Below are 23,612 nucleotides of genomic sequence, written 5' to 3'. Positions count from 1 at the left end.
AACCTGAATTCAACATCTGAAAGTGAACAATGTCATTGCAACGCAATCAAGAGGGTTGCAGTGCAATACTCCAAATTATGTTCGGGAAAGGCTACGCCTGCCGGCTGCAAATTTCTCGTCCAGCGAACGCTTACTCAACCCTGGCACGCCACTGTAATGTGCAGTTATAGAATCGACGATGGCTGCTTGGTTGTCGAATATCGAATGTCGTCTTCCTGCCTCGGATGAGCTCAGCATCGTGTTTACCAATGCTCCGATCACGTTAAGAAAGCTTGCTTTGCTTTGGTCGCTGAGGTGCTTTCCATTTTCAGCAAGTGCGCGTAGGTTCTCGCGTTCTATACCTGCGGACTGAAGTTCGATCATTAGCGTCTGAAGTGTTGCTTCGGCTGCTTTTAATTGTACTTCTAGCGCTTCTCTATCTGCTTGCAAGGTCAGGTATGTCTCGTAGCGTATATTTTCCTGCTCAGTAGGGAGGCCAAATAAAAAAAACGGTCGCTGATCCGGATGGTGGTTGAACATCCACCATTTCAGGTCCGAATGCCTGATGGTCAGCAGTTTGTAATCAATTGGCGTGCCTGAGGGAACGGTCGTACCTAAAGCGCCATAACGTAGCTCATGATTTCGAATCGCGTCGAGAATTTTTTCAGTAGTAGCGTGTAGGCATGGCCACTGCGGGAAAGCTTTGGCGAGTAGAGCAGGGCACTCCCACGAGGACCCGAGGATCTGGGTTTCAAAAGCGATTAAGTCGCACCAGCGGATTGCAACGTCAATGGGTCTATAGAACAGCTTGGCAAGAGGATTGAATCCGTTCGATGTGTACATAGGGCAGCCTTTTAAAAAGGGCAGGCCCCGCTAGGTACAGTCTAAATGTTGGCGGTCATGGCCAAGGCTTCCGTGCGGTTGCTGTCCTAATATCGCAGTGAGTAACTAAGTCGTCATTGTCTCTTTCTTTGCAGTTCAAATAATTAAACGTTGTAGAGGTATTGCCTCGACTAGGGCGATTTTCTATCAGGGAATAATTCACGAAAAATGATGTAATTTGTAAATCGCGGATATTGATATGAACTATCGGCCTGGCATCGTTTCTGGTTTTTTTATGTGTCCAAGCAGCTGTGCAGTTGGGACGGTTTAGGAAGAAAATGATTAGTCCAGTGCATGTCGAAAAGTCTCGCTAATAAAACTGGTCATCTGTCAGAAGTGAGCATTTGTCTTCCGACGCTAGCATCTTAAGACTGACAGCTTATTTCCTAGTCGGACCAGCGTGGCACTCATCTTCTAGCCGGTGAGTGCCGCCATCTAGCACAAGTAGGAGCGTATTCGGAGCCCATTCTATCCGTTAATAGTCTAGAGTCGTAAATGACGCCAAGGTATGAAGCGATATATGCTGGTGGGAAGGACAGACTCAAGACTGAAAGAGCGCTTCCTTAGCCTTGCTATAAGCAAGTTTCGCAATAATTTTACCTTCACGGAAATGTAGAAGATCTAGCCCTCGCAACGATGTGGATACTCCATTCAGATGCATATCGCACCGCCACCGTATCATTATTTTGCTCGAATCAGCATCAACGAAAAGATCCTCTCCTACATACTCAATTTTTCCGAAAGAACCGTCAAAAAAAGGTGCCAAGGCCTGACGTATTTCCACCTTACCGATATGGCTCCCACCATAGATATCTTCGTAGACTGCGTCATCGCTAAAAAAAGCCATGACGACCTCGAGATTAACGGCATTATTTGCCTCAACAAACCTCTGGGTCGCTTGCGTCAGCGTTGCTCTTTCGGAAGATGTCGTGTTATCCAATTCAAATCACCTTTGCATTAAAAGTTATTTAACCGCCACTGCGACGGTCTATAATCATAAACACAGTATGTCTGCTGGGGATTGACATCAAACGCCAAATTTTTTGACTCGGCGCGACATTGATTTTTTGTGGTTGGTGCAGAGTTCGTTATATTTGCAGATGGAGAGGGTGAAATACCAAAAAAATTGCATATGAGCGTCGAGTGCAGTATGAGTAGTAAATTTCAGGGGGCGGAGTTGTCTGCCCCTTGAGTGGCACTTGGGAGATCTATTGAAGTGAAATTTTATTTATACTTGTCTTGAGTTGCTTGCTTGAGAGAGTTGATGCCGCCCGTGATAAATATCGTCATTCTTTCAACAATGTCATCTTCTGATTCTGCGTGAAGGTGTCCGTCAGTAAGCTCACCAATACGATCAACGCCTCTCAGCATATAAAGAATCATGGAAACCATAAATACTGCTCCCCAACTCACGGCAGCTGCGTCGTCTTCACCCTCACATTCCATAATTTCATGAATGAAGGCCTTTAATGTATGATCATATAGCTCTTTCCTCAAGGGTACGGCCACCTCTTCAGGTTCGCTAGCTAGCCGGGACTGCAAGCGTGCAAAATGCATCCATGCTTGTCCTCCTTCCCTGTGTTCAAATTGTGGTCTTAAGTAGGTTCGCACGATGTCATAGGTATTATAGCCTTCAGGACGGGATTTAAGTTCATCAAGGTAGTTCTGACGCTTCTTGTCTATATCGGACAATCCCCGTCGATATACTTCCATAAAAAGATTCTGTTTCGTTCCGTAGTAATAAGTAATTAGTGCTTGAGTAACGTTTGAGTTTTGCGCTATTTGCTTAAGGGTCGCTCCTAGGAACCCGTGCATAGCGAAAACCTTTTCAGCCTCATTTAAGATGAGCTCTTTATTAACGACCTCGCCGAGTTCAGAGAATCGGCGCCTACCGAGTTTAGGCCCAACTGCGGAATTTTGTGCTGATTTCGAGTCTGCCATAGGATTTTCCAGCTGGATTATAAAATAATCAGGGGATTATACATTGAAAATTTAGGGTTTTAAATACCCTCGGTTGACATGGTGAGATTTGGGGGGGGAGGATGTTTAACTAGGAAGTATGAGCATATTCTAATCTTGCATTTCACCAGAACGCTTGCGCTAATAGATTGTCGGGCTAATGTTGTTGCTGTTAGGGTGTAAGTCATTAGCTGGCAGGATGTGTAATTTAAGTGTGTCTCTCGGTGGGGGGGGACTGCTCTAAAGTAAAGCATAGCCCGTACTGCTCGGGCTTGATTATATTTTTAGAAAGCTTGCCGATACTCTTGGCTATTAATTATTTATACTTCGCGGATATCGAGCTATCTATACTCGTTCAATTGTTCTGATATGTCTTTTGTTGGTTATTCGAACGTCGAAGCTTTTGTTGCGAGCATCACCTGTCAATGTACGGGGCTGGATATCTAGCTTGAAGGTGGGAGGGCTCTAAGACCTTTCGCGAGAGGTTCTCAGATTGAGGCAGTACCACGCGGGGACGCAGCACGCAGGTCCGGTTCGGGGAAGCGTAAGAGCTCTAGTGATGAGTCCAATTGAGCGCATAGCTGTAGCCGGGGGTATGGCGTGCGGTAGGGCGCGAGTCTCACCAGTTTCTCATTCGTCCCAGATAACAGCGGAATGAGCTGAGGCTCCGGGAATGGTGAGACGTCTGAAGGCCGGACTCGTGTGGGATATTGCTGTGCGGTCTAGTGACGTCATTCACCAGTCTCCTCTCGTCTCCCGAACGTCCCAGGACCGGGACGTGCATTGAGTTTTGAGGCTGAGGGATGTTGATTGTCAACATTCAGTGAGGCACCAGAAAACTGGTTCGATGCATTCGGGCTGGTTTGATGCGTCACGAGGTGCAATTAGCCGCTGGCATCATCTAGGATGTTGAATTTACTAAGGTATTGATAACACTGTGATCTGTGGCGCATTATCTCACAGGTGATGCGAGCGTTGCGAAATGACGCCCATGGAAGCGCTAGAGCGGAATTCACGACGTTAGCTGCTGAAGCAGAGAGCTCGCCAGCTTGGGGGAGGATTTTGGCCCCTCGCGTAGGTCGGCCTGGCACCAATATTCTCGTCTGAGAAAAAATACTCAATGGACTTAATCGTATAAACGTCAGTCACGATACATCTAGAAATAACAAGAATTCGGAGCTGCCAAATGAGTGGAAGAGACACAACCCAGATCGCGGAGACAGTACTCAGTCCTTTTCAAGAGCTCATTGAGCCTTATCTTGAACGGGTCGGTCTCGAAAAATCAATATTGGCAGATCCGGATATGGAAATACCGGATCGAAAATTCGTCGAATTATTAGAGCTGATTTCCAAAGAGCAAGATGATTTTATTGGCATACATATGGCAATGAAGCTTCGGTCACGTAACTGGGGGATATTTGGCCACGCGGTTCGCAATGCTCCAGATGTAGCGACTTTTCTGAACGTTATGGCTGGTTTTGTCAATGTTTTCTCCCAAGCTGTAGAAGAAAGGTTCGTCGAGACAAGTGACGCTATTGGGCTTAGCTATCGTTTGATCGACTCTTCTATAGGGTATCGTCGGCAAGATTCTGAGTTTTCTATAACGGCAATTATTATAATGCTTCGTGAAGCAACAGGCATGGAAATAAAAGCGAAACAGGTCCGATTTGAACACTCCGGATCTGCTGGGGCGAAACTATATAAAGAGGTTTTTGGTGTAGCTCCCAAATTCCAACAATCTATAAATTCGATCATGTTTAGCCGTTCGGTGTTGGCCATTCCAATCGTTGATGCCGATCCCAGATTGTATCGCCTTTCTATGCAATATTTAAAGGAAAGGCTATTGGAGCGCCGGGTGGAACGCAGCGTAATTGTCAGGGTATCACATATCGTCGGGCGCAAGCTGGCTGACGGGGTGCCGACATTGGCAGAGGTGGCGGACGCTATGCATATGAGTGAGAGAACGCTACAGCGCCGCTGCAGAGAGGAGGGTGTCGATTTCCTGCACCTTGTTGACGATATACGGAGAAACACGGCTATTGATCATCTTAAGAATAGCGAAAAAAACCTTACAGATATAGCTTCTGAGCTTGGTTACTCTCAACTAAGCGCATTCAGTCGGGCGTTCCGTCGCTGGACTGGATTAACGCCGATGGAGTACCGAAATACTTATAATAAACGCATGCTTTGATATCTAATGGCATTTTTAATTTGATACTTGTCCTGTTGTAGGCTGTTATAGATTGAAAGATTTCCTTTGTTTTACGGTGTTGGTCTTGGAGGTTGCTTTTTGGATAAAAAATATCTACTTATGCCCGCTTAAGCGCGTAATAAATCGGCGCGCTTGGCAAGGTCGCTTTTATCAAGTAAAATAAGCTACCGTATCGACCAGCGAGCGAGTGTCATCGATCCGTCTATTATGTAACCACGGAAGTCGTATCTATCCGTTCAGACTTGGCGGGTAAGTCAGGCTTTCATTCGCTCAAACAAAACCACTCCAGTTTCTGCCGCGCTTATGGCTCTCCAAAGAATTGCGACGTCCACTGTTACATCTAGCGAACGCACCTTGATCGCTTTAATACGGTAAATCAGCGTTTGCTTGTATACAGGTGTTTAGGACCATTTTGCCAAAAAAACGGTTTTGTCAAGAAAAACTCTCAGCATATTCTGCAACAGGCCTCCGTGTAATGCATCTTGTTCAATTAATGCACCTAGAGATGCGCCAATCAACTTGGCACATTTTATCGGCAAGTTGAAGAATCCCCCAGCAAACCACGTTATTCGCTGAAAAACGCACCATGATTAGTACAGGGAAGGAGTTTGCGCCCGCCCTTTGGCGCCAGGAGCCTCACTCACCCATGCCCGTGAGCTGTTTTCGAGCCATCCACAGATTTGACTGGGCGAACAGCGTGGACAGCTGCGCTGTGTCGTTCATCAGCCCACGACAGCGCGCGTTCACGTAGCCGAAATGACGCTTGATCACCCGAGCGGATGCTCGACTGCGGCCCTTGTCTGAGCTTTTCAGTGCTCGAGCTTGCGCTTGGCCTTGTAGAGCACGCTGCGTTTATTTAGCATGAAATACGTGCTGTGCCGTGCATCGGCCATTATTGTCCGCCGCGCCATGAAACGTGATTAGTCAGTCTCGACTCGGGATCGGTGCCGATATGAGCCTTCAGCCCCAAGAAATGCTGGTTACTTTTCTTGGTCTGATGCATTTCGGGATCGCGCTGTCCATCTTCGTTCTCGGTCAAACTGCGGTATGAATAACGGTGGCATCGACGATCGTGCCCTCACGCGGCGACAGACCTCTCTCCTGCAAGTAGCCATTGATGACCGCAAATCGATCTAGAGCACGTCCTGATCCATCTCGGCAAGGAAGCGTTCCCGGGGGCTGCTTACGCTTGCCGGCGTATTCAAAGCCGAAAAAGCCCATCTGGCTGATAGGTAGCTCGAATCAAGGATCGACAAAGTTCAGTGCGTCTACTGAATTGTTCAGAGAATTCCTAAATCTCACCAATCACCCCACGATGGCCAATCTTGCCATCACATTCAGCGTAACGGTACGAGGAGGGGTAGGGCATGAGAAATCGTCAACAAATGATCGATTCCATGGCGCTGCGATGATGGCTCGACATCAAACTCTGTGTGATATCGCTTTGATATCGTAACGCCTGGTCACACATGCTGAAGCTATGGATATTGCGACTGCTTTTGTTAAGTTTGTCTTAAGTCTCTCAGTAAAATGTGTTATTGGAAGAGTGAGCGCCGCTTGAGGCTTCCGCGATATGGGGCTCCCAACTCAGCTGGAGGCCGTCCTGGCTGCAGTGGGCGTCAGCTTGAAACATGGAGGTCGCGATTATTCGATATTTCTACTGATGACTCGCCTCTGCCGGGTCGCAAGTCCAGGCGACCAATAAGTATTAGCTCAAACCTCTCGGCGACTCTGTTGGCAACCATGACTGGTAGACTCATAGAGTCTGCCCCCTAATTGTCGATATCCCTTAACGTCTTGCCACCGGATACCAGTTAAAATTATGTGTTGATCGATATCCTATCTCGGAGATTGACCGCACGTGGCGGCGGGCCGTGGATTCCGCCATTACTTTGCAAGCTCGTGCGTCAACAGTAGAGGTTGCGGTTTGGATGTCGACCACGCCTTATTGGCCGCTGAGGTAAGATCACAAACCCATCCGCTTGGCTTGTTGCTGGCTCTGGTGCATTTCAGGCATACACATACAATAGGGCTGGCTGCTCCTGATCGGATATTCCGGATTTGGAATCCCCTCCCACGCGGTCGATGCGAGGGCAGCCATCGATCCAGGCTCTGGGGAAAACCTGACTAACAACGGAAGTGCGCGCTTCTATGCAAAAGCCGTCAACGGTCAAACCGCTCCTTCATCAACTCTGCAAAAGCAAAACGATTCACTTGTACGATCGTATGAGCGTCTAACGTGTTTTCCTAATTGAGTCTAATTGTCGCCCTGCTCAAGCTCATCGAAACTGGCCCAAATTCCACTGACCAGGGCTCAGAATGAAGCTAAATATTACCCCGCCCTTGAAACCAAGCCACTGGATGGCAGCGACTGCCTTGACCGACGGCGCAACGCTGCCTCTTAAGGGCGAGCATGCCGTTGACGTTGCCATAATTGGTGGCGGGTTTGTTGGGCTCTGGACTGCGATAACGATCAAGGAACATGAGCCGGACGCCCGCGTGATGCTACTTGAACAGCACGTCTGCGGGGGGGGCGCCTCAGGTCGCAACGGTGGTTTTGTCATGTCTTGGTGGCCGAAGATTGGCACCCTGCGCGGCTTCTGTAATGACGAGCAAGCCCTCTTCCTGGGGCGTAGTGCCGAGCAAGCAATCACGGAACTGGGCGAATTTTGTGAGCGATATGGTATTGATGCCCATTTCCAGCAGAGCGGCTGGCTATGGACCGCAACGACCCAACAACACGTCGACACATGGAACGGCACCCTTGCCGCCTGCGAGCGCCTCGGCGTACGTCCATTCGAGCGTCTGGATCCCCGCGAGGTGGCGCGACGCAGCGGTTCGGCGGTACACCTAGCAGGTGTATTCGAGCGTAGTAATGCCACCGTGCAGCCCGCGTTACTGGTTGAGGGTATGCGGCAGGTTGCGTTGGCCAATGGCGTCGAGATTCATGAAGGGACGGGGGTGACCGACATCGAGCCGGGTCAACCAGCCTTGGTAAAAACCGCTCATGCCGCTATTCGTGCCCGTTCGGTCGTGCTTGCGGTCAATGCTTGGGCAGCAACAATACCAGCTCTGGCGAAAGTGGTCGTGCCGGTCAACAGCTCTATCGTGACCACCGAGGCTATCCCGCAACGCCTCAAGCAAATCGGCTGGACCGGAGGCGAAGCCGTAACCGACTCGCAATTGATGGTGGATTATTACCGCACCACGCGCGACGGCCGCATCGTCTTTGGTAAAGGCACAGGCGCCTTGAGCTTCGGTTCGAAAATCGGCGATGTGTTCAGCGAGGATATGCAGAGTTTGGCACTCGTCGAAGCGGACCTACGCCGTACCTATCCCATGCTCGACGATGCATGCATCGCCGCGCAGTGGTCTGGCCCGATTGACCGAACCTACGACAGCCTGCCGGTGTTCGGTCGGCTCAATAGCCAAGAGAACATACATTATGGCATCGGCTGGAGCGGCAACGGGGTCGGCCCGAGTCGAGTGGGCGGACGCATTCTCGCCAGTTTGACCCTGGGGCGCACGGATTTCTGGAGCTCCTGCTCGCTGGTGGAGCGTAGCTGCCGCACGTTCCCGCCTGAGCCGATTCGTTATTGGGGCGGCTCTCTTGTGCGCAACGCCGTAATGCGCAAAGAACGCTCGGAACTAGCCGGTAACACTCCAGCCGCTCTCGATCTTTTCCTGGCTCGCTTTGCACCGGCTGGACTCGAAGACAAAGCCTGAGGAAGTAAACCATGTCGATTGTTCGTATCCCTGCCAGTGCGCCGCTGACCTTCGGCGAAGCTATTACTCTCGGCAGTTCGGAGCAGGAGCTCGTAGCACAAGCACGCATCGCTGCGCACCTGGAGCTGCCGGACGCCCGTGGTTCTGTTGGTGTCTGGGAATGCAGCCCTGGCAGCTTCCGACGTCAAGTGGTCCAGGCCGAGTACAGCTACATCGTCAGCGGCGCTGGCTGTTTTACGCCAGACACTGGTGAGTCTGTCAATTTCAGCGCAGGTGACGCGCTGTACTTTCCTGCCAACAGCCAAGGCACTTGGGTCATTCACCAGAACCTTCGCAAGACATACCTGATTCTTGAGTGAGTCATTTGTCTGCCACTCCTCCCACATAACAAGACGAGGTAACAAGAAGTGGGTACACAACAACACATTGAAGAATCCTCGGGGTTGAAAGCTCATGCCCTTGGCCGGATGGAAACCATTGGCATCATCATCGGCACCAACATTGGTGCAGGCGTACTCAGCATGGCCTTCGCTGCGCGCAAAGTCGGCTATGCGCCCCTGCTGGTGTGTCTGGCGATTACGTGCCTGTTCTGCATCATTACCATGCTTTATGTCGCCGAAGCGTGCCTTCGCACCTGTGAGAACAAGCAGCTAAGTGGCCTGTCACGTAAGTATCTCGGAGCTTTCGGCGGCTGGCTGATTTTCATCGCCGTTGCCGCCAATAGCTATGGCGCTCTTGTTGCATACATGACTGGCAGCGGCAACATTCTTACCGACTTCTTCAGTCGGTTCGGTTTGAGCCGGCAAATGGGCAGCTTGCTGTTCTTCATACCTTCGGCGTTGGTGCTGTATCTGGGACTGAAGGCCTTGGGCGGTGCGGAAAAGTTGATCAGCGTCGGTATGGTGATGATTGTCTGCTTGCTGATAGGCGCAACCGTGGTCCATGACGACACTCGTTTCATGCATCTATGGCAAAGCCAGTGGCAATACGTGGTGCCGGTTTTCAACTTAGCTGTATTTGTTTTCGGCGCGCAATTCCTGGTGCCAGAACTAGTGCGCGGTAACCTGGATTCACCCAAGCGTGTCCCACGCCTGATCATCGGCGGTATGCTGCTGACTTTCGTTGTGGTGGCCGCCATTCCTGCTTCAGTGATCGCGCTAGTAGGCACTGAAAACCTCAGTGAAGTGGCTACGCTCAGTTGGGGGCGGTCGCTGGGTCAGTGGGCCTACTATGTTGCCAACACTTTTGCCTTGCTTGCGATGTTGACCTCCTACTGGGGGCTTGGTGGATGCCTGTTCACCAACATTTTCGACCACTTCCGGCTCGGTGACGAAAGCCATCGTGGCAAGCGACTCATGGTATTGGCTGTGGTGGCAATCCCGCCGTTCATCCTGGCATACTCGGGTATCAGCGGCTTTGTCAACGCGCTGTATTTTGCTGGAACCTTCGGCGGCGTACTCATGGGTATTATTCCAATCCTTTTGCTTAATGCCGCACGCAAACGTGGCGATAAGGAACCGGCGTTCAAGTGTGGCTGGTATGCTCATCCACTCATGCAAGCCGGTATTATCCTGGTCTTCGCCTCGAGTGGCGTCTACGCCGTGCTATCAGCCATAGGAATGCTGCCTGCCAGTTGGTAATGACTCGAGGCAAGGCGGGATGAGCCTGAAACCTCGAGTCATCCAATGGAGCAGCCCGCACATGTCTCATCACGTCCGTGACTTGATTGCCCACACCGAGCTCCGCTCACGCCTCTTGAGCGGTGCTGAAGGCCTTGACCGCGAAGTGCGCTGGGCACATGTCTGCGAATTGCCCGACCCCACCGAATGGCTGGGAGAGGGCGATGTGTTGATGACCACGGGGCTCGGCATTCCTGCTGACCCCCTGCAGCAACGCGAGTACGTGCAACGCCTGGCTGAAGCGGGCTTGGCCGGGATGATGATCGGTGAACATATGCAGGCGCCGGCCAACCTCCATGCCCTCTGCGAGCGGGCCGAGCAGATGAATTTCCCGGTAATCCTCACAGAATATGGCGTGCCTTTCGCTGCGGTGACCCGGGCGATCATCGATGCGAACCAGAAGGAAGAGTACCAACGCCGCAATGCGCTGGTGCGGGTATATGAGAGTGCCCGGCTGAGCATGTCTGGCCTGAGCCTGGCGGGGTTGGTCCTACGCCTTGAGGCTGATATCCACTGTCGTCTTCATGTGCTTTTGCTCGAAACATTAGAACCTTGGGCGGACGACCTTGCCCCGCTATCCGAGTCAGTCCGTTTGGCACTCCTAGGCAGCCGCCGCAAACAGGTAGAGCAGCAGCCCATGCTGCGCCGCCTTACTTTGGCGGATGGCGAAGCGCTTAGTATCGAACTGCATACCGAACAGAACTGCTTGTTGGTGGTGACCGGCGAGCGACTGCCTGACTATAGCCTGCTGCACCATCTCACCGCTGTGCTTGGGTTGGAAATTCAGCGACGTCAGGCCGAGCGTGAACGCCGTTTGCGCCTCGGCTCGGAATTACTGGACGACCTGCTGCAACAACGCTTGAGCCTTGATCAGGCAATCCAGCGCCTGGACGGTCAACTGTCTGGCCTAGCCCTTGAGCGTGCGGTCATCACCGTGGCGCGAGGACATGGACTACGGAGAAAAACGGAACTGCTGCTCAGGATACTGGACAACAGCGTACTGGCGCGCATTCAGGGTGATGAACTCATCCTAATGCACGCCGACGGCCTACAGCCGTTGCTCGGTGAAAAACTTGACATCAACCTAGGCTCAAGCGCGCCATTGCAGACATTGACACGCAGTGCGGAAGCGCTACGCGAAGCACTGTTAGCCAGCGCTCACACCCATGCACAACGGCGCATCTGCCGTTATGCAGAGCTGGAAACCGACACGCCTTGGTTGCCCAGAACACCGGACGAAGCAAAGCGCGCCTTCCACACGGTGCTGGGTGCAATTCATGATTATGACCAAGCCCAACGTACAACCTTGTTGCAGACGTTGCAGGTATTTCTCGAAGAGAACCGCTCGTGGCTGCATGCGGCGAAACGTCTACATGTGCACAAGCAAACTCTGGTTTATCGCGTTCGCCGCATCGAAGAGATCAGTGGACGCTCTATGGACAGCACCGCTGATGTGGCAGCGCTGTGGCTCGCACTCCAAAGTCGCTGGGTAGTGTCCAAATCGCCCCTAACCTGTTAGATAAATATGAACCTCTGCTTTTGCCGAATTCAACTAGTGCTGACAGGGTGCAGTAGTACGTTCCCAGCGATCAACCGATGACCGTCTAGGGCCTCTGTCCGGTGGCACGACTGGCAGAGGTCAGCCAGAATTCGCCTCTCATGTCGGCAGCAGTCGGGACGCCGCAGACCGCATCATTCTTTCACCGCACCAAATCAAAAGAAAAACTCCGATCAGCTTGCCGAAAATCGTCGACGATTTGAACATCCCTCCCCACAGACTCTAATGAGCTACCGGACAATTGTTTAATATAGACTTGATAGTTAGCACGCCTTTTCTGCATACGGTGACTTGGAAAGCGTTCGGAATAAATTTCACAACCGGCCAATGTGTTGGTGGGTAATAAATATTAAACATGTAGGTTGACTCGGTGATCGTCGTGCCTTCCAAGGATATCTAATAGAACTAAGCGCGGTTCGGAAATATGTAATTCGGCTTGCGAAAGCGTCCAGAATCAGGGCCTAGTCTCAAATCGTGTTCAGTGTTTCCTAAGGCGTTGGCGCGTGAAGGCATGTGAAATGGCGTCTCATGTCAAACGTGCGGTCCAAAGGATCGGGTACCTTACAAAAAACATAAAAAAGGAGTGCCCGTATGATTATCCCGCAAGAACCCCGTCGCCATTTTCCTAAGCATAATAAGTGCAGTTTGAGGCACAGTTTTCTGTTGGTGACGTTCCTGACCTTGCTGTCTCCTCAGTTGTTCGCCAATGATGCTAAGACTGCATTTCATCTGAATCCTGATTTCGAAAAAAAATACAACTTTTCGATCGCAATTAAAGCTGGAAGTTATTTATATATCGGTGGTGTTACCGCAGTTGATAAGGAAGGGAGGGAAGTGTACGCCGGTGACGCTAGTAAACAGATGCAGCTAATCTACGAGCGAATGTCAGCCATTTTAAAAGCACATGGCGCTGACTTCAGTAAGGTTGTAAGCGAGACGATTTATTATAAGACTGATAATGATACTTATTATAAGGCTCTCGAAGCGAGGGCCGCTGCATATAATGGAGTAGTAGCGCCCAGCGCGTCGGGCGTAAGGGTAGCAGACTTTGCTAGCGATAGCGCACTAGTTGAAATAACGGCAGTGGCATATTTGGGGGAGTAGCCTAGATATAGCTGATTTTGGGTTTACAACTACTACGACCTAACTAGAAGGCGCCGGGACATGAGTGATAAAACAAAAACAAATGAAGGCTTTAGCCGCAGGTCTTTTATCGGAAGCGCGGCAGTCGTAACAGCAGGTGTTGCGGGATTGGGAGCTATTGATGCGGCTTCGGCTACGCAAAAAACGAACCGAGCAAGCACCGTCAAAGGTGGCTTCGATTACGATGTGGTAGTAGTTGGTGGAGGGTTTGCTGGCGCGACAGCCGCCCGTGAATGTGGTTTGCAGGGTTATCGAACGCTTTTATTGGAAGCGAGGTCCCGCCTAGGTGGTCGTACGTTTACCTCGCGCTTTGCAGGTCAAGAAATTGAATTTGGCGGGGCATGGGTGCACTGGCTGCAGCCGCATGTTTGGGCAGAAATGCAGCGTTACGGTCTGGGTGTAGTGGAAGATCCACTTACTAATTTAGATAAAACCTTAATCATGTATAACGACGGAAGCGTCGAAAGTATTTCGCCCGATGAATTTGGCAAAAACATTCGAATAGCTTTTGAAAAGCTTTGTCACGATGCCTGGGAAGTATTTCCTCGTCCGCATGAGCCGATGTTTACTGAGCGCGCTCGGGAATTGGATAAATCTTCTGTTCTTGATCGCATCAAAACTTTGGGCTTAAGTCGGCTGCAACAGGCTCAAATCAATAGTTACATGGCCTTGTATGCAGGTGAGACAACTGACAAATTTGGCCTGCCTGGTGTACTTAAGTTGTTTGCATGCGGCGGTTGGAACTATGACGCCTTCATGGACACTGAAACTCATTATAGAATTCAAGGGGGCACGATAGGCCTCATTAATGCAATGTTGACCGATAGCGGTGCCGAGGTCCGCATGTCTGTGCCCGTCACTGCTGTTGAGCAAGTCAATGGTGGCGTCAAAATCAAGACCGACGACGACGAAATTATTACCGCCGGAGTGGTCGTAATGACAGTTCCACTCAATACGTATAAACATATCGGTTTTACGCCTGCCCTTTCTAAAGGTAAACAACGATTCATCAAAGAGGGGCAGCTTAGCAAAGGTGCTAAGCTTTATGTTCATGTTAAGCAGAATCTCGGACGGGTTTTTGCGTTTGCGGATGAACAGCAACCTTTAAACTGGGTCCAGACGCACGATTACAGCGACGAGTTGGGGACAATACTGTCGATCACCATCGCTCGCAAAGAAACAATTGATGTGAATGACCGAGATGCTGTAACTCGCGAAGTTCAAAAAATGTTTCCGGGTGTTGAGGTTCTTGGTACAGCGGCTTACGACTGGACAGCTGATCCATTTTCCTTGGGGGCATGGGCGGCTTATGGAGTAGGTCAACTAAGTCGTCTCAAAGATCTACAGGCGGCTGAAGGACGTATTTTATTTGCAGGAGCTGAAACCAGTAACGGTTGGCACGCGAATATCGATGGTGCTGTTGAAAGTGGACTACGTGCCGGTAGGGAGGTTAAGCAGCTCTTAAGCTAGTACGTAAAACTACAATAAATGAGGATAAAAAATGAAACAAGCGTTGCAAGTTGTTACTCGTCATTTTGGTTCGTTAGTTCTTCTAGCATTATCTGGTGTAGCTGTAGGTGCAGATAACTGTGATCCGGAAAATGGGAAAAAGGTTTACCAAATTTGCAGTGTGTGCCACTCAAATGACACTACTGGTGTTCACGGCGCAGCGGCGCCCAATCTACACGGTCTGGAGGGCCGGAAAGTCGGCTCGGTGCCGGGTTTCAAATTTTCTTCAGCGCTACGTGATTCTGGGGACACTTGGACCCCGCAGCATTTAGATAAGTTCCTGGAGAATCCTATGGCCGTATATCCCCTAACCCGTATGGCTTTCTCAGGCCTCAAAAATGAAAAAGATCGACGCGACGTGCTTTGTTTTTTGAGCAAATCCTCTAACTGAAACTTTTGAAAGTCTATCGGGGTTTCCACAACATGACAAAAGATGGTGATGAAGGCAGCAAAAGCGGAGTATCACGCCGAAAGTTCCTTGGTAGCGCCGCGGTCGGAGTGGCAACAGCGGGCATAGCCTCGCAGCTTCTGACTCTGTCGGCGCCCGCGGAAGCGGCGGTGAAGACCAATGTTGGTCCATCACGCGCAGGCGTGGGTTATGACGTTATTGTAATCGGTGGAGGCTTCGCGGGTGTTACTGCGGCGCGAGAAGCAAGCCGTTCTGGCTTGAAAACTCTAATTCTTGAAGGTAGAAGTCGGTTGGGCGGCCGAACTTTTACGTCTAAGCTTCAGAATCAAAAAGTTGAGTTGGGAGGTACCTGGGTACATTGGACCCAGCCGAATGTTTGGACTGAGATTATGCACTATGGCCTAGAGGTGGAGGAGACGGTCGGTCTTGCGAATCCAGAGACCGTCATTTGGGTAACAGAGGATAATGTCAAAAGAGCACCTGCAGCAGAGGCGTTTGAAATTTTTGGCTCTGCCTGTAACGAATACTACAAAGAAGCACGGAATATTTATCCGCGCCCGTTTGAACCATTTTTTGAGCGAAAGAAGCTGCAGCATGTTGATGGACTTTCCGCGGCAGATTATCTTGAAAAATTGCCTTTGACCAGGGAGCAAAAGGATATGATGGATTCCTGGCTCAGTGGAAATGGACATAATTATCCGGAAACTATTGCATATAGCGAGATTATGCGTTGGTTTGCACTCAGTAACTTTAATATGCCCACAATGTTCGATTCCATTGCGCGGTACAAAATTAAAACCGGTACGCATAGTCTTTTAGAGGCCATAATGGCGGATGGTAACTCGGAAGTTAAACTTTCGACGCCAGTGACTAAGGTTAATCAAGATAAAGATAAAGTAACAGTTACCACTGAAGACGGTGTCTTCACGGCATCAGCGGTAATTGTAGCCGTCCCTATCAACACTTTGCATGATATTGAGTACTCGCCGAAGTTGTCGGCAGCTAAAGTGGATATGGGATCGCAACGGCATGCTGGTGCTGGTGTAAAGGGCTATATTCGCGTAAAACAAAATGTCGGCAATGTAATGACATATGCTCCTGCCCGGAATAAGCTCACACCATTTACCTCAGTATTCACAGATCACGTGGACGAGAGCGGTACGTTACTCATTGCATTTTCAGCCGACCCTAAGTTGATTGATATCAATGATATCAAAGCCGTCGAAAAGGCTTTGCAACCACTTTTGCCAGGCGTCGAAGTAACTGCTAGTTATGGCTACGACTGGAACCTCGATCCCTTTTCTAAGGGCACTTGGTGCACTTACCGTCCTAACCAGACGACTCGATACTTGACTGAGCTGCAGAAGCGCGAAGGACGGCTATTTTTTGCAGGCTCGGACATGGCCAATGGTTGGCGTGGATTCATTGATGGAGCAATCGAGAACGGTAGAGAGGTAGGGCATCAAGTCGCTACGTATCTAAAAAGAGAAAATGACAATGCGTGATTATCGGAAGTTTTATATAAACGGCGAATGGATAATGCCAGTGGGGGGCGAAGAACTCGAAGTGATTAACCCCGCCACTGAAAGTATAGCTGGTGTAATTACACTAGGAACAGCTGATCATGTTGACCTTGCGGTAAAATCAGCGCGCCTTGCATTTGAAAGCTGGTCCCGTACGAGCAAAGAACAACGACTTGAGTTACTTGAGAAAGTATGTCAGATATTTGAAGCCAGGATGGAGGATATCGCTGGCGCAATTACCGAAGAGATGGGAGCTCCGTTCAAGCAGTTAGCCCGCCCTCTCCAGGCACCATCTGGCTTGGGGCATTTCCTAACGGCAATCTCTGTATTGCGTAATTACCAATTTGAGGAATGTTCGGGAACGACTCGTGTAGTACGTGAGCCGGTCGGAGTTTGCGGGTTAATAACACCTTGGAACTGGCCAATGAACCAAGTGGCGGCGAAGGTCGCACCAGCATTAGCAGCTGGTTGTACTGTAGTATTAAAACCCAGCGAGATTGCCCCATTTTCAGCTTATTTACTTGCGGAAATTTTGGATGAGGCGGGTCTTCCGCCTGGTGTCTTCAATCTTATTAATGGAAATGGTTCCGGTGTGGGCGCTCCTCTGGCTGCACACGTGGATGTGGATTTGATCTCTTTCACTGGTTCTACTACTGCTGGCGCGCTCGTCTCGAAAGCAGCAGCAGATTCTGTCAAGCGAGTAGCACTAGAGTTGGGTGGAAAATCGGCAAACATTATACTCGACGACGCTGATCTCGCATCTGCTGTTTCGCATGGCGTTATGACTATGATGCTCAATACCGGGCAAAGTTGCAATGCTCCATCACGCATGCTAGTTCCGGCATCGAAATTGTTGGAAGTAGAGCGGATAGCAAAGAAGCTATGTGAAGAAATAATAGTCGGGAACCCGTTAGACGAACGCACAAGTCTCGGGCCGCTGGCGAGCGCCGTACAGTATGAGAGAGTTCAGGTCTGTATACGAAATGGCTTAGCTGAAGGTGCAAAGCTAGTCTGTGGAGGTTTAGGCGTCCCGGACGGAGTAAGAGCTGGGTATTATGCTAAACCGACAGTTTTTAGCAATGTTGCGAACGATATGGCGATTGCACAGGAGGAAATTTTTGGCCCTGTACTTTGCATTATCCCCTATACAGATGCTGAAAATGCGATCGCAATAGCAAATGATAGTTGTTTTGGTCTGTCCGGATATGTTAGTTCGGGGAGTCTGGCGCGTGCGCGCGAGGTCGCAAATAGACTGCGTACAGGAAGTGTACATCTTAACGGGGCACCTCTGGATTTTTCAGCGCCGTTTGGTGGTTATAAAAAGTCAGGTAACGGCCGCGAATGGGGTAAATACGGCTTTGAAGAGTATCTCGAAATCAAGTCAATTATGGGCTGTTAACTAAAATAACTATTGAATAATTTAGCGTGTGGTAAGTTGCGCGCATGTTGTAGCTGGCATCTAATACATGTTCACTATTTGATGTGGCTATCGTCGGTTTGTCTTGCGGAGCTTACAATTCGAAATAAGATGAAAGTCCGGGAGCCTGATATCAGTGTATGTCAGGCTGTCTTCAGATTCTCGGCTTCATTCTCCATCTGATATGACTTTGTTTTATGAGTATCCCTTTCTTCCTGATGCTAGATTTGTCAGTTAATTGGTGAGACTTATGTCCCGATTCTGAGCGCTGCGAGCAAATGGCATATATCTGCACGTTGAGATGCTGTAACTATAAATGTCTTGTCGGGGTGGTTTTCAGAATGCACCTAGACTCCCAGAAATTCGGTTTTCAATAAATATCCAGGCTGAATGTTAATTGTGGGTCTTCTAAAAATATTTATGACTCGTGAAACCAATGGTCGGTTTTGTTATTGAACGCTGTTATTTGTTTTTTTTGGGGTGGGTAATCATTTATATCTTTTCACCTGCGGATACGATTTTGTGGGATGGAGTTTGTCGCGGTTCGTGCACGCGTAAGGAGCGTGCGATTGCAGTTCACGTCGCGGTCAGGTCGAGCTATATCTTAGACGTAAATTTATAAAGTTAAATCGAAGAAGTAGAAGCTGCCGAATATTTGCGAGCCAATATTTCTGGTTCAATTCATGAGGGCGTAATATAAAAACGATATTAAACTCTATTAATGCGCTAATGTTTTTTTTTTTGCCAACACGCGCCAACTAGGTTTTTTTCAGACTGCCAGTCGGTGATCAAATTTATGGCGAAGATATTTCGATAGTGGTCAACCGAGCACGTACAGGAATCGCGGAATTCAATGTCCGGATCCAGTGGTTGACGTCATCCAGACCATCATCATCGACCACGGTGCATATACGCACCGCTGTCTTGGTACAGAAGTGCTTCCGGTTGGCTGGGACTGATAGGTGTTCGCTAGGGTGGTTGAAGTCGAGTGTTCCACGGCATCCCACCCAGTCCCATCCCGCCACGTCTTGAGTTGAGGGAAGGTCGGCAGTGGCGGATCTGGTCAGTGCTTGACAGATTACGGCACTAATTATACCGTCGTACATATAATAAATGGGGGTCCTCAGGCTTGGATGCCCCAATGAGCTTCATTGCATTGCAGGAGATTTAGCCCAGATGACAAACTTCGTTGGATCCAGAGTGACTAGAAGAGAGGATGAACGTCATCTTCACGGTCGAGGGCGCTTCGTCGCGGACATAAAGCTACCTGGAATGCTTGAGGTTGCCTTCGTCCGAAGCCCAGTTGCGCACGGCACTATTCGCGGGATTGGTAAGCCCGAGGGGGCCGAGAACCAAGTATTCACTCATGCAGATCTTGTTGGCGTAAGGCCCATTACTACACCTGTCACTACGCCGGGTTTTCAGCACAGCGAGTGTCCAGTGCTAGCGGCAGATCGCGTGCGTTTTGTGGGTGAGCCTGTCGCTCTATGCGTGGCATCAAACCGTGCTAGAGCTGAAGATCTGGTTGATTCCGTACTGCTTGATATAGACGAGTCAAAAGCAGTGACGACAATTGCAGATGCGCTTTCTATAGGAGCGCCTTTATTGCACGAGGGGTGGACGGATAATCGCTTTGTTCATATGGTAACTGAGGTTGATTTTTCTTCCATAACGGAGGAAGCGCCTATTGTCGTAGATGTAGAACTTGAACTCTCCCGTCAGACAATACATCCGCTCGAAGGTCGAGGTATAGTTGCATATTGGGATTTTGAAGCTGATCAATTAGTTTTGATAATGTCAACTCAAATTCCGCACCCTATTCGCACTGGTATGGCCCAGTTTCTAGGAATTTCTGAATCGAAAATTCGGGTTGCTCCACCCGATATTGGGGGGGGGTTCGGCTACAAGCTTCAACTTCTTCCAGAGGAAATCGCAGTCGCATGGTTAGCTCTGACCCATAAATCGCCTTTTCGCTGGGTTGAGGATAGGCGTGAGCATTTAGTAGCAGGGGCCTGTACGAGACAAGCGAAGTACAAGTTAACTGGTTATGCGACACCAGAGGGGCGCCTAATCGGGCTGGACGCTGACATATTTATCGACAACGGCGCGTATTCCGCTTGGCCTTTTACTGCCGTTTTAGAAGGATACTCTGCTAGAAGCAATTTGCCAGGTCCCTATCAGATTACCCATTATCAATCACGGGTAAGTGTAGTCGCTACAAATAAACCGAGTTTTTGTCCTTACCGCGGTATTGCGCGAGTGGGGACCTGCTTCGCAATAGAATCACTCATTGATGCGGTTGCCAATGCCGTCGGACGTGAGCCTTGTGACGTTAGAGCGTTAAATTTAGTGCCGCCCAGCGCAATGCCCTATAAGGATGTCACTGGAAAAATGTTTGACGTAGGCGATTACGGCAAGAGCTTGCGTCGTGCTAGGCAACTTATCGGGTTCGACGAGTTCAGGCTCGAGCGATCGCGCTCAGGCATAAAACCCACACGAGCCCTCACGGGTATCGGTTTCGCGACATTTTATGAACAGACTGCCAACGGTGCAGGTTTCTTCGCATCATGGGGAATGCCTGTGGTTCCTGGGTTTGATCAAGTAACGTTGAAAGTGGGGCCCGATGGAACATTGAAAGTAAACATTGGCTTGCAAAGTTTCGGCCAAGGACTCGAAACTGCTCTAGCTCAAGTGGCGGCCACAACGACCGGATTTAGCCTGGATAAGATTCGGATTTGTCTGGGTGACACGGAGTGTACACCCCATTCCGTAGGTTCGTTCACATCTCGCTCTGCTGTGATCGGTGCAGGTGCTATACATGCGGCTTCCAAAATTTTGACACTTAAAATTCGTACACTAGCAGCAGCGCTCTTGGGCGGCGGGGATCCAGACGAAGTGCAGTTAAACGACGGTGTTGCCGCATTGGGAGCTAAAAGCATCGCTTTTGAAGAAATTACTGATATTTTTTATAACAGGCCTTATCTAATCCCTCAGTTGACTCAGGCAATCACCAGTTTGGAAGTGACTGACGGTTATAAGGTGCCCGTAGATAGTGGTATTTTTGCGTACGGAACTCATGCTGTGAAAGTTAGCGTCGATACGGAAACTGGGCACGTTAGTATTCTCGATTATATAATTGTAGAAGATTGTGGACAGCGCATTAATCCGATGATCGTGGACGGACAGACAATTGGTGGTGCTGCTCAGGGCATTGGAACAGCATTGTACGAGGAAAGTCCATATGATGAGAATGGCCAACCTCTTGCCTCGACGCTTCTCGACTACCTTCTTCCGGGCGCTGCGGAGGTGCCACGTTTTAAATTAGATCACATGGCGAATCTATCTCCTCACACGAGTTTCGGGATAAAAGGGGCCGGAGAGTCCGGTACCATCCCAGCCGCTGCTGCTCTTGCCAACGCAGTTAATGACGCGTTATCGCCGCTTGGTGCAACGCTTCGTATGCTTCCAATGAGTCCGTCGCGCATATTAGCGGCAATCACCGCTGCTGGAGATCGATAATGAGGCCTGCCGTATTTGTCTATGAAAAGGCTAACTCGATTGCGGAGGCCATTAAGTACCTTAGTGCCTCCGGTGGATTAGCGAAACCAATTGCAGGGGGGCAATCGTTGGTTCCAATGATGAACCTACGGCTGGCTCGCCCAAATGCTTTGGTATCCCTCCGAAAGCTGCCAGAGCTGTTATCGGTTGTAGAAAGTAAAACTTCAATTCATGTAGGGGCAGCGACAACCCATGCAGATATTGAAGACTGTAAAATTAAGGATGTGACATGCGGCTATCTCCCATATGTTGCGAAAGGTATTGCATACCGTGCAATACGGAACCGGGGTACAGTAGGCGGGTCGCTATGTCATGCTGACCCTGCCGCCGATTGGCTTAGTAGTTTAAGCGCGCTTGGTGCCCGGTGCCATGTCGAGGGTATTAGTGGCAAGCGCGAGATTCCTATTGAAAATTTCATGATTGCACCATTTGTAAGTGCGCTCGGGGTTGACGAAATACTGGTATCAGTAGAACTACCTTGTCTTTCGGTTGAGGCCCGATGGGCTTATGTTAAGTTCTGCCACAAAGCAGGTGAATTTGCCAAATCGATCTGCGCTATTGTTGTTGATCCGAGTAATAAAATTTACCGTATATTCATTGGTGGAACTGATGGTCCGCCTCTCTTTTTAAGAGAGGCATCCTCAGCATTGGCGACGGAGGATTATACCGAAATACTAAATATCGCACAGCGAGAAATTCGGGCGAGTTTACCTGACGCTCAACCTGATAGTTTGAGTTTTCATTTGACAATGATCGAAAGGGCATTGGCCCGATTGGAGGCTTTCTCTCGATGATAAATATCCTAGATGTATCTGACCAGGAAACTCGTTCTATTACATTGAAGGTGAACGGTCAAAAGTGTGTCGCGCGTGTTTCTTCTCGCGATGTACTGGCGGATGTCATCCGGGAAAAGTTCCGCCTGACAGGGACCCACATTGGGTGCGATCAAGGGGTGTGCGGGGCTTGTACCATTCTTATCGATGGCACCCCTCAACGATCCTGTATCGCCTTTGCTGTAGATTGTGAAAACGTAGAGATTACTACGATTGAAGGTTTCAACGATGACCCGACTATGCAGAGCATGAGGGCGGGGTTCCGAGATAACCATGCGTTACAATGTGGTTTTTGCACATCCGGCATGCTAATAACCGCTCGCGATATGGTTCTAAGATTAGGAGAAATTCAGGAGCCGCAGATCCGAATGGAGCTGGCAGGTAACCTTTGCCGCTGTACTGGCTATACGGGAATTGTTGATGCTATTCGAGCAGTTGGTTTAGGAAAAGAACCAACCGGTAGCGCAGGGCCTGCCACACTTTCTGAACCCGAGATTGTTCAAGCTGGGGTGTTGACAGAGCAACAGCCATTACGTCAACCACAATCAGAGACGAAACCGCATGGCAATTCCGACGATTTTCCTAATGCGATTCTACAAAGTGTAAAGGTAGACCTGTCGCCCGATGATGCTTGGGCAGTCATGCGAGATTTGAGGACAGCAGCTAGCTGCATTCCAGGAGCGGAGGTAGTTAGCTTAGATCATCATGAGGTGACTGGTAAGATGCACATGGCACTAGGTCCTATTAGAGCCCAATTTACAGGCTCCGGAACTTATGAAATTGATGATGATAACCGTCAGGGATTGATGACCGCAGGTGGACGAGACGCGCTAACTGGTTCCACAGTAACTGGGCGAATTACCTGGACTGTCAAAACAGACGGCTCAACAGGCTCGATAATTGATGTGGGGCTTGCATGGAAACTAACAGGTGCACTCGCACAGTTTGGGCGGGGTGGAATTGTCACAGAAACCGTTAGGCGTCTAGCAATTATGTTTGGAGAGAACCTCGAGCAGCTTTTACGTGAAGGAACATTAGGAGATAATCGAAACCTTCCTGTAGGGCTGAAATCACTAATCTGGCCGGTCATTAAGTCGTGGTTCGCGGGGCTTTTCAAAAGAAATGACTCTAAGTGACCAATCTCTGTAGATTTTATGGAAGATTAAATCTATTTAGCAGGAGATATGGTATCTAAATATCTAAAAAAAATTTCTGCGAAACCAAT

Annotated in this window: 16 protein-coding genes and 1 pseudogene; 13 read left to right on the top strand and 4 right to left on the bottom strand. The window is 49.6% G+C overall.

Going from position 1 to position 23,612, the window contains the following annotated elements:
• Positions 1 to 75: 75 nt before the first annotated feature.
• From NY023_RS21470 to NY023_RS21460, 3 genes are all read right to left on the bottom strand, one after another.
• A complete protein-coding gene (locus tag NY023_RS21470) occupies positions 76 to 822 on the bottom strand; it encodes a hypothetical protein (protein ID WP_024087626.1) in 747 nt (248 codons plus the stop codon).
• Between the two features lie 580 nt (positions 823 to 1,402).
• Positions 1,403 to 1,801: a nuclear transport factor 2 family protein gene (locus tag NY023_RS21465; protein WP_024087625.1), complete on the bottom strand. Its 399-nt coding sequence runs from the start codon at positions 1,799 to 1,801 to the stop codon at positions 1,403 to 1,405.
• Positions 1,802 to 2,085: 284 nt separating this feature from the next.
• Positions 2,086 to 2,802: a TetR/AcrR family transcriptional regulator gene (locus NY023_RS21460; RefSeq protein WP_024087624.1), complete on the bottom strand. Its 717-nt coding sequence runs from the start codon at positions 2,800 to 2,802 to the stop codon at positions 2,086 to 2,088.
• Positions 2,803 to 4,006: 1,204 nt separating this feature from the next.
• Between NY023_RS21460 and NY023_RS21455 the strand changes: the two genes are divergently transcribed.
• Positions 4,007 to 5,011, top strand: a complete 1,005-nt coding sequence (locus tag NY023_RS21455; protein WP_024087623.1) for an AraC family transcriptional regulator — start codon at positions 4,007 to 4,009, stop codon at positions 5,009 to 5,011.
• A gap of 657 nt (positions 5,012 to 5,668) precedes the next feature.
• On the opposite strand, the pseudogene NY023_RS21450 reads toward NY023_RS21455, so the two are convergent.
• Positions 5,669 to 6,157: pseudogene (locus tag NY023_RS21450) on the bottom strand (IS5/IS1182 family transposase); the annotation flags it as partial.
• A gap of 1,194 nt (positions 6,158 to 7,351) precedes the next feature.
• On the opposite strand from NY023_RS21450, the gene NY023_RS21445 reads away from it, so the two are divergent.
• The 12 genes from NY023_RS21445 to NY023_RS21390 all read left to right on the top strand — a co-directional run bounded on the left by NY023_RS21445 (position 7,352) and on the right by NY023_RS21390 (position 23,523).
• Positions 7,352 to 8,758 carry an NAD(P)/FAD-dependent oxidoreductase gene (locus tag NY023_RS21445; protein ID WP_013973884.1) on the top strand — a complete coding sequence of 469 codons (1,407 nt, stop codon included), beginning with the start codon at positions 7,352 to 7,354 and terminating at the stop codon, positions 8,756 to 8,758.
• Positions 8,759 to 8,769: 11 nt separating this feature from the next.
• Complete coding sequence (locus tag NY023_RS21440) at positions 8,770 to 9,117, top strand: cupin domain-containing protein (RefSeq protein ID WP_013973883.1); 348 nt, start codon at positions 8,770 to 8,772, stop codon at positions 9,115 to 9,117.
• Between the two features lie 108 nt (positions 9,118 to 9,225).
• Positions 9,226 to 10,398 carry an aromatic amino acid transport family protein gene (locus NY023_RS21435; protein WP_410479895.1) on the top strand — a complete coding sequence of 391 codons (1,173 nt, stop codon included), beginning with the start codon at positions 9,226 to 9,228 and terminating at the stop codon, positions 10,396 to 10,398.
• A 61-nt stretch (positions 10,399 to 10,459) separates the two neighbouring features.
• A complete protein-coding gene (locus NY023_RS21430; protein ID WP_047934606.1) occupies positions 10,460 to 11,956 on the top strand; it encodes a PucR family transcriptional regulator in 1,497 nt (498 codons plus the stop codon).
• 630 nt (positions 11,957 to 12,586) lie between these two features.
• Positions 12,587 to 13,099 (top strand): RidA family protein, encoded by a 513-nt coding sequence (locus tag NY023_RS21425; protein WP_024087621.1) that lies wholly within the window; start codon positions 12,587 to 12,589, stop codon positions 13,097 to 13,099.
• A 60-nt stretch (positions 13,100 to 13,159) separates the two neighbouring features.
• Positions 13,160 to 14,608 (top strand): flavin monoamine oxidase family protein, encoded by a 1,449-nt coding sequence (locus tag NY023_RS21420; RefSeq protein ID WP_013973880.1) that lies wholly within the window; start codon positions 13,160 to 13,162, stop codon positions 14,606 to 14,608.
• 31 nt (positions 14,609 to 14,639) lie between these two features.
• Positions 14,640 to 15,038 (top strand): c-type cytochrome, encoded by a 399-nt coding sequence (locus tag NY023_RS21415; protein WP_080563818.1) that lies wholly within the window; start codon positions 14,640 to 14,642, stop codon positions 15,036 to 15,038.
• 32 nt (positions 15,039 to 15,070) lie between these two features.
• The gene (locus NY023_RS21410; protein ID WP_013973879.1) at positions 15,071 to 16,561 is read left to right on the top strand and encodes a flavin monoamine oxidase family protein; all 1,491 of its coding nucleotides are present in this window, start codon (positions 15,071 to 15,073) and stop codon (positions 16,559 to 16,561) included.
• Positions 16,554 to 17,978, top strand: coding sequence for an aldehyde dehydrogenase family protein (locus NY023_RS21405; protein ID WP_013973878.1), 1,425 nt, complete (start codon positions 16,554 to 16,556; stop codon positions 17,976 to 17,978). Before NY023_RS21410 ends, NY023_RS21405 begins: the two co-directional genes overlap by 8 nt.
• A 1,131-nt stretch (positions 17,979 to 19,109) precedes the next feature.
• Positions 19,110 to 21,515: a xanthine dehydrogenase family protein molybdopterin-binding subunit gene (locus NY023_RS21400; protein WP_013973877.1), complete on the top strand. Its 2,406-nt coding sequence runs from the start codon at positions 19,110 to 19,112 to the stop codon at positions 21,513 to 21,515.
• Positions 21,515 to 22,348, top strand: coding sequence for an FAD binding domain-containing protein (locus NY023_RS21395; protein ID WP_080563817.1), 834 nt, complete (start codon positions 21,515 to 21,517; stop codon positions 22,346 to 22,348). Before NY023_RS21400 ends, NY023_RS21395 begins: the two co-directional genes overlap by 1 nt.
• Positions 22,345 to 23,523 (top strand): 2Fe-2S iron-sulfur cluster-binding protein, encoded by a 1,179-nt coding sequence (locus tag NY023_RS21390; protein ID WP_013973876.1) that lies wholly within the window; start codon positions 22,345 to 22,347, stop codon positions 23,521 to 23,523. Before NY023_RS21395 ends, NY023_RS21390 begins: the two co-directional genes overlap by 4 nt.
• Positions 23,524 to 23,612 lie beyond the last annotated feature (89 nt).

It is taken from the genome of Pseudomonas sp. NBB (genome assembly GCF_032701105.1).
Lineage (GTDB): Bacteria > Pseudomonadota > Gammaproteobacteria > Pseudomonadales > Pseudomonadaceae > Aquipseudomonas > Aquipseudomonas asiatica.
Note: the sequence above shows the minus strand (reverse complement) of the source record. Positions and strands in the feature narration are given on the sequence as shown.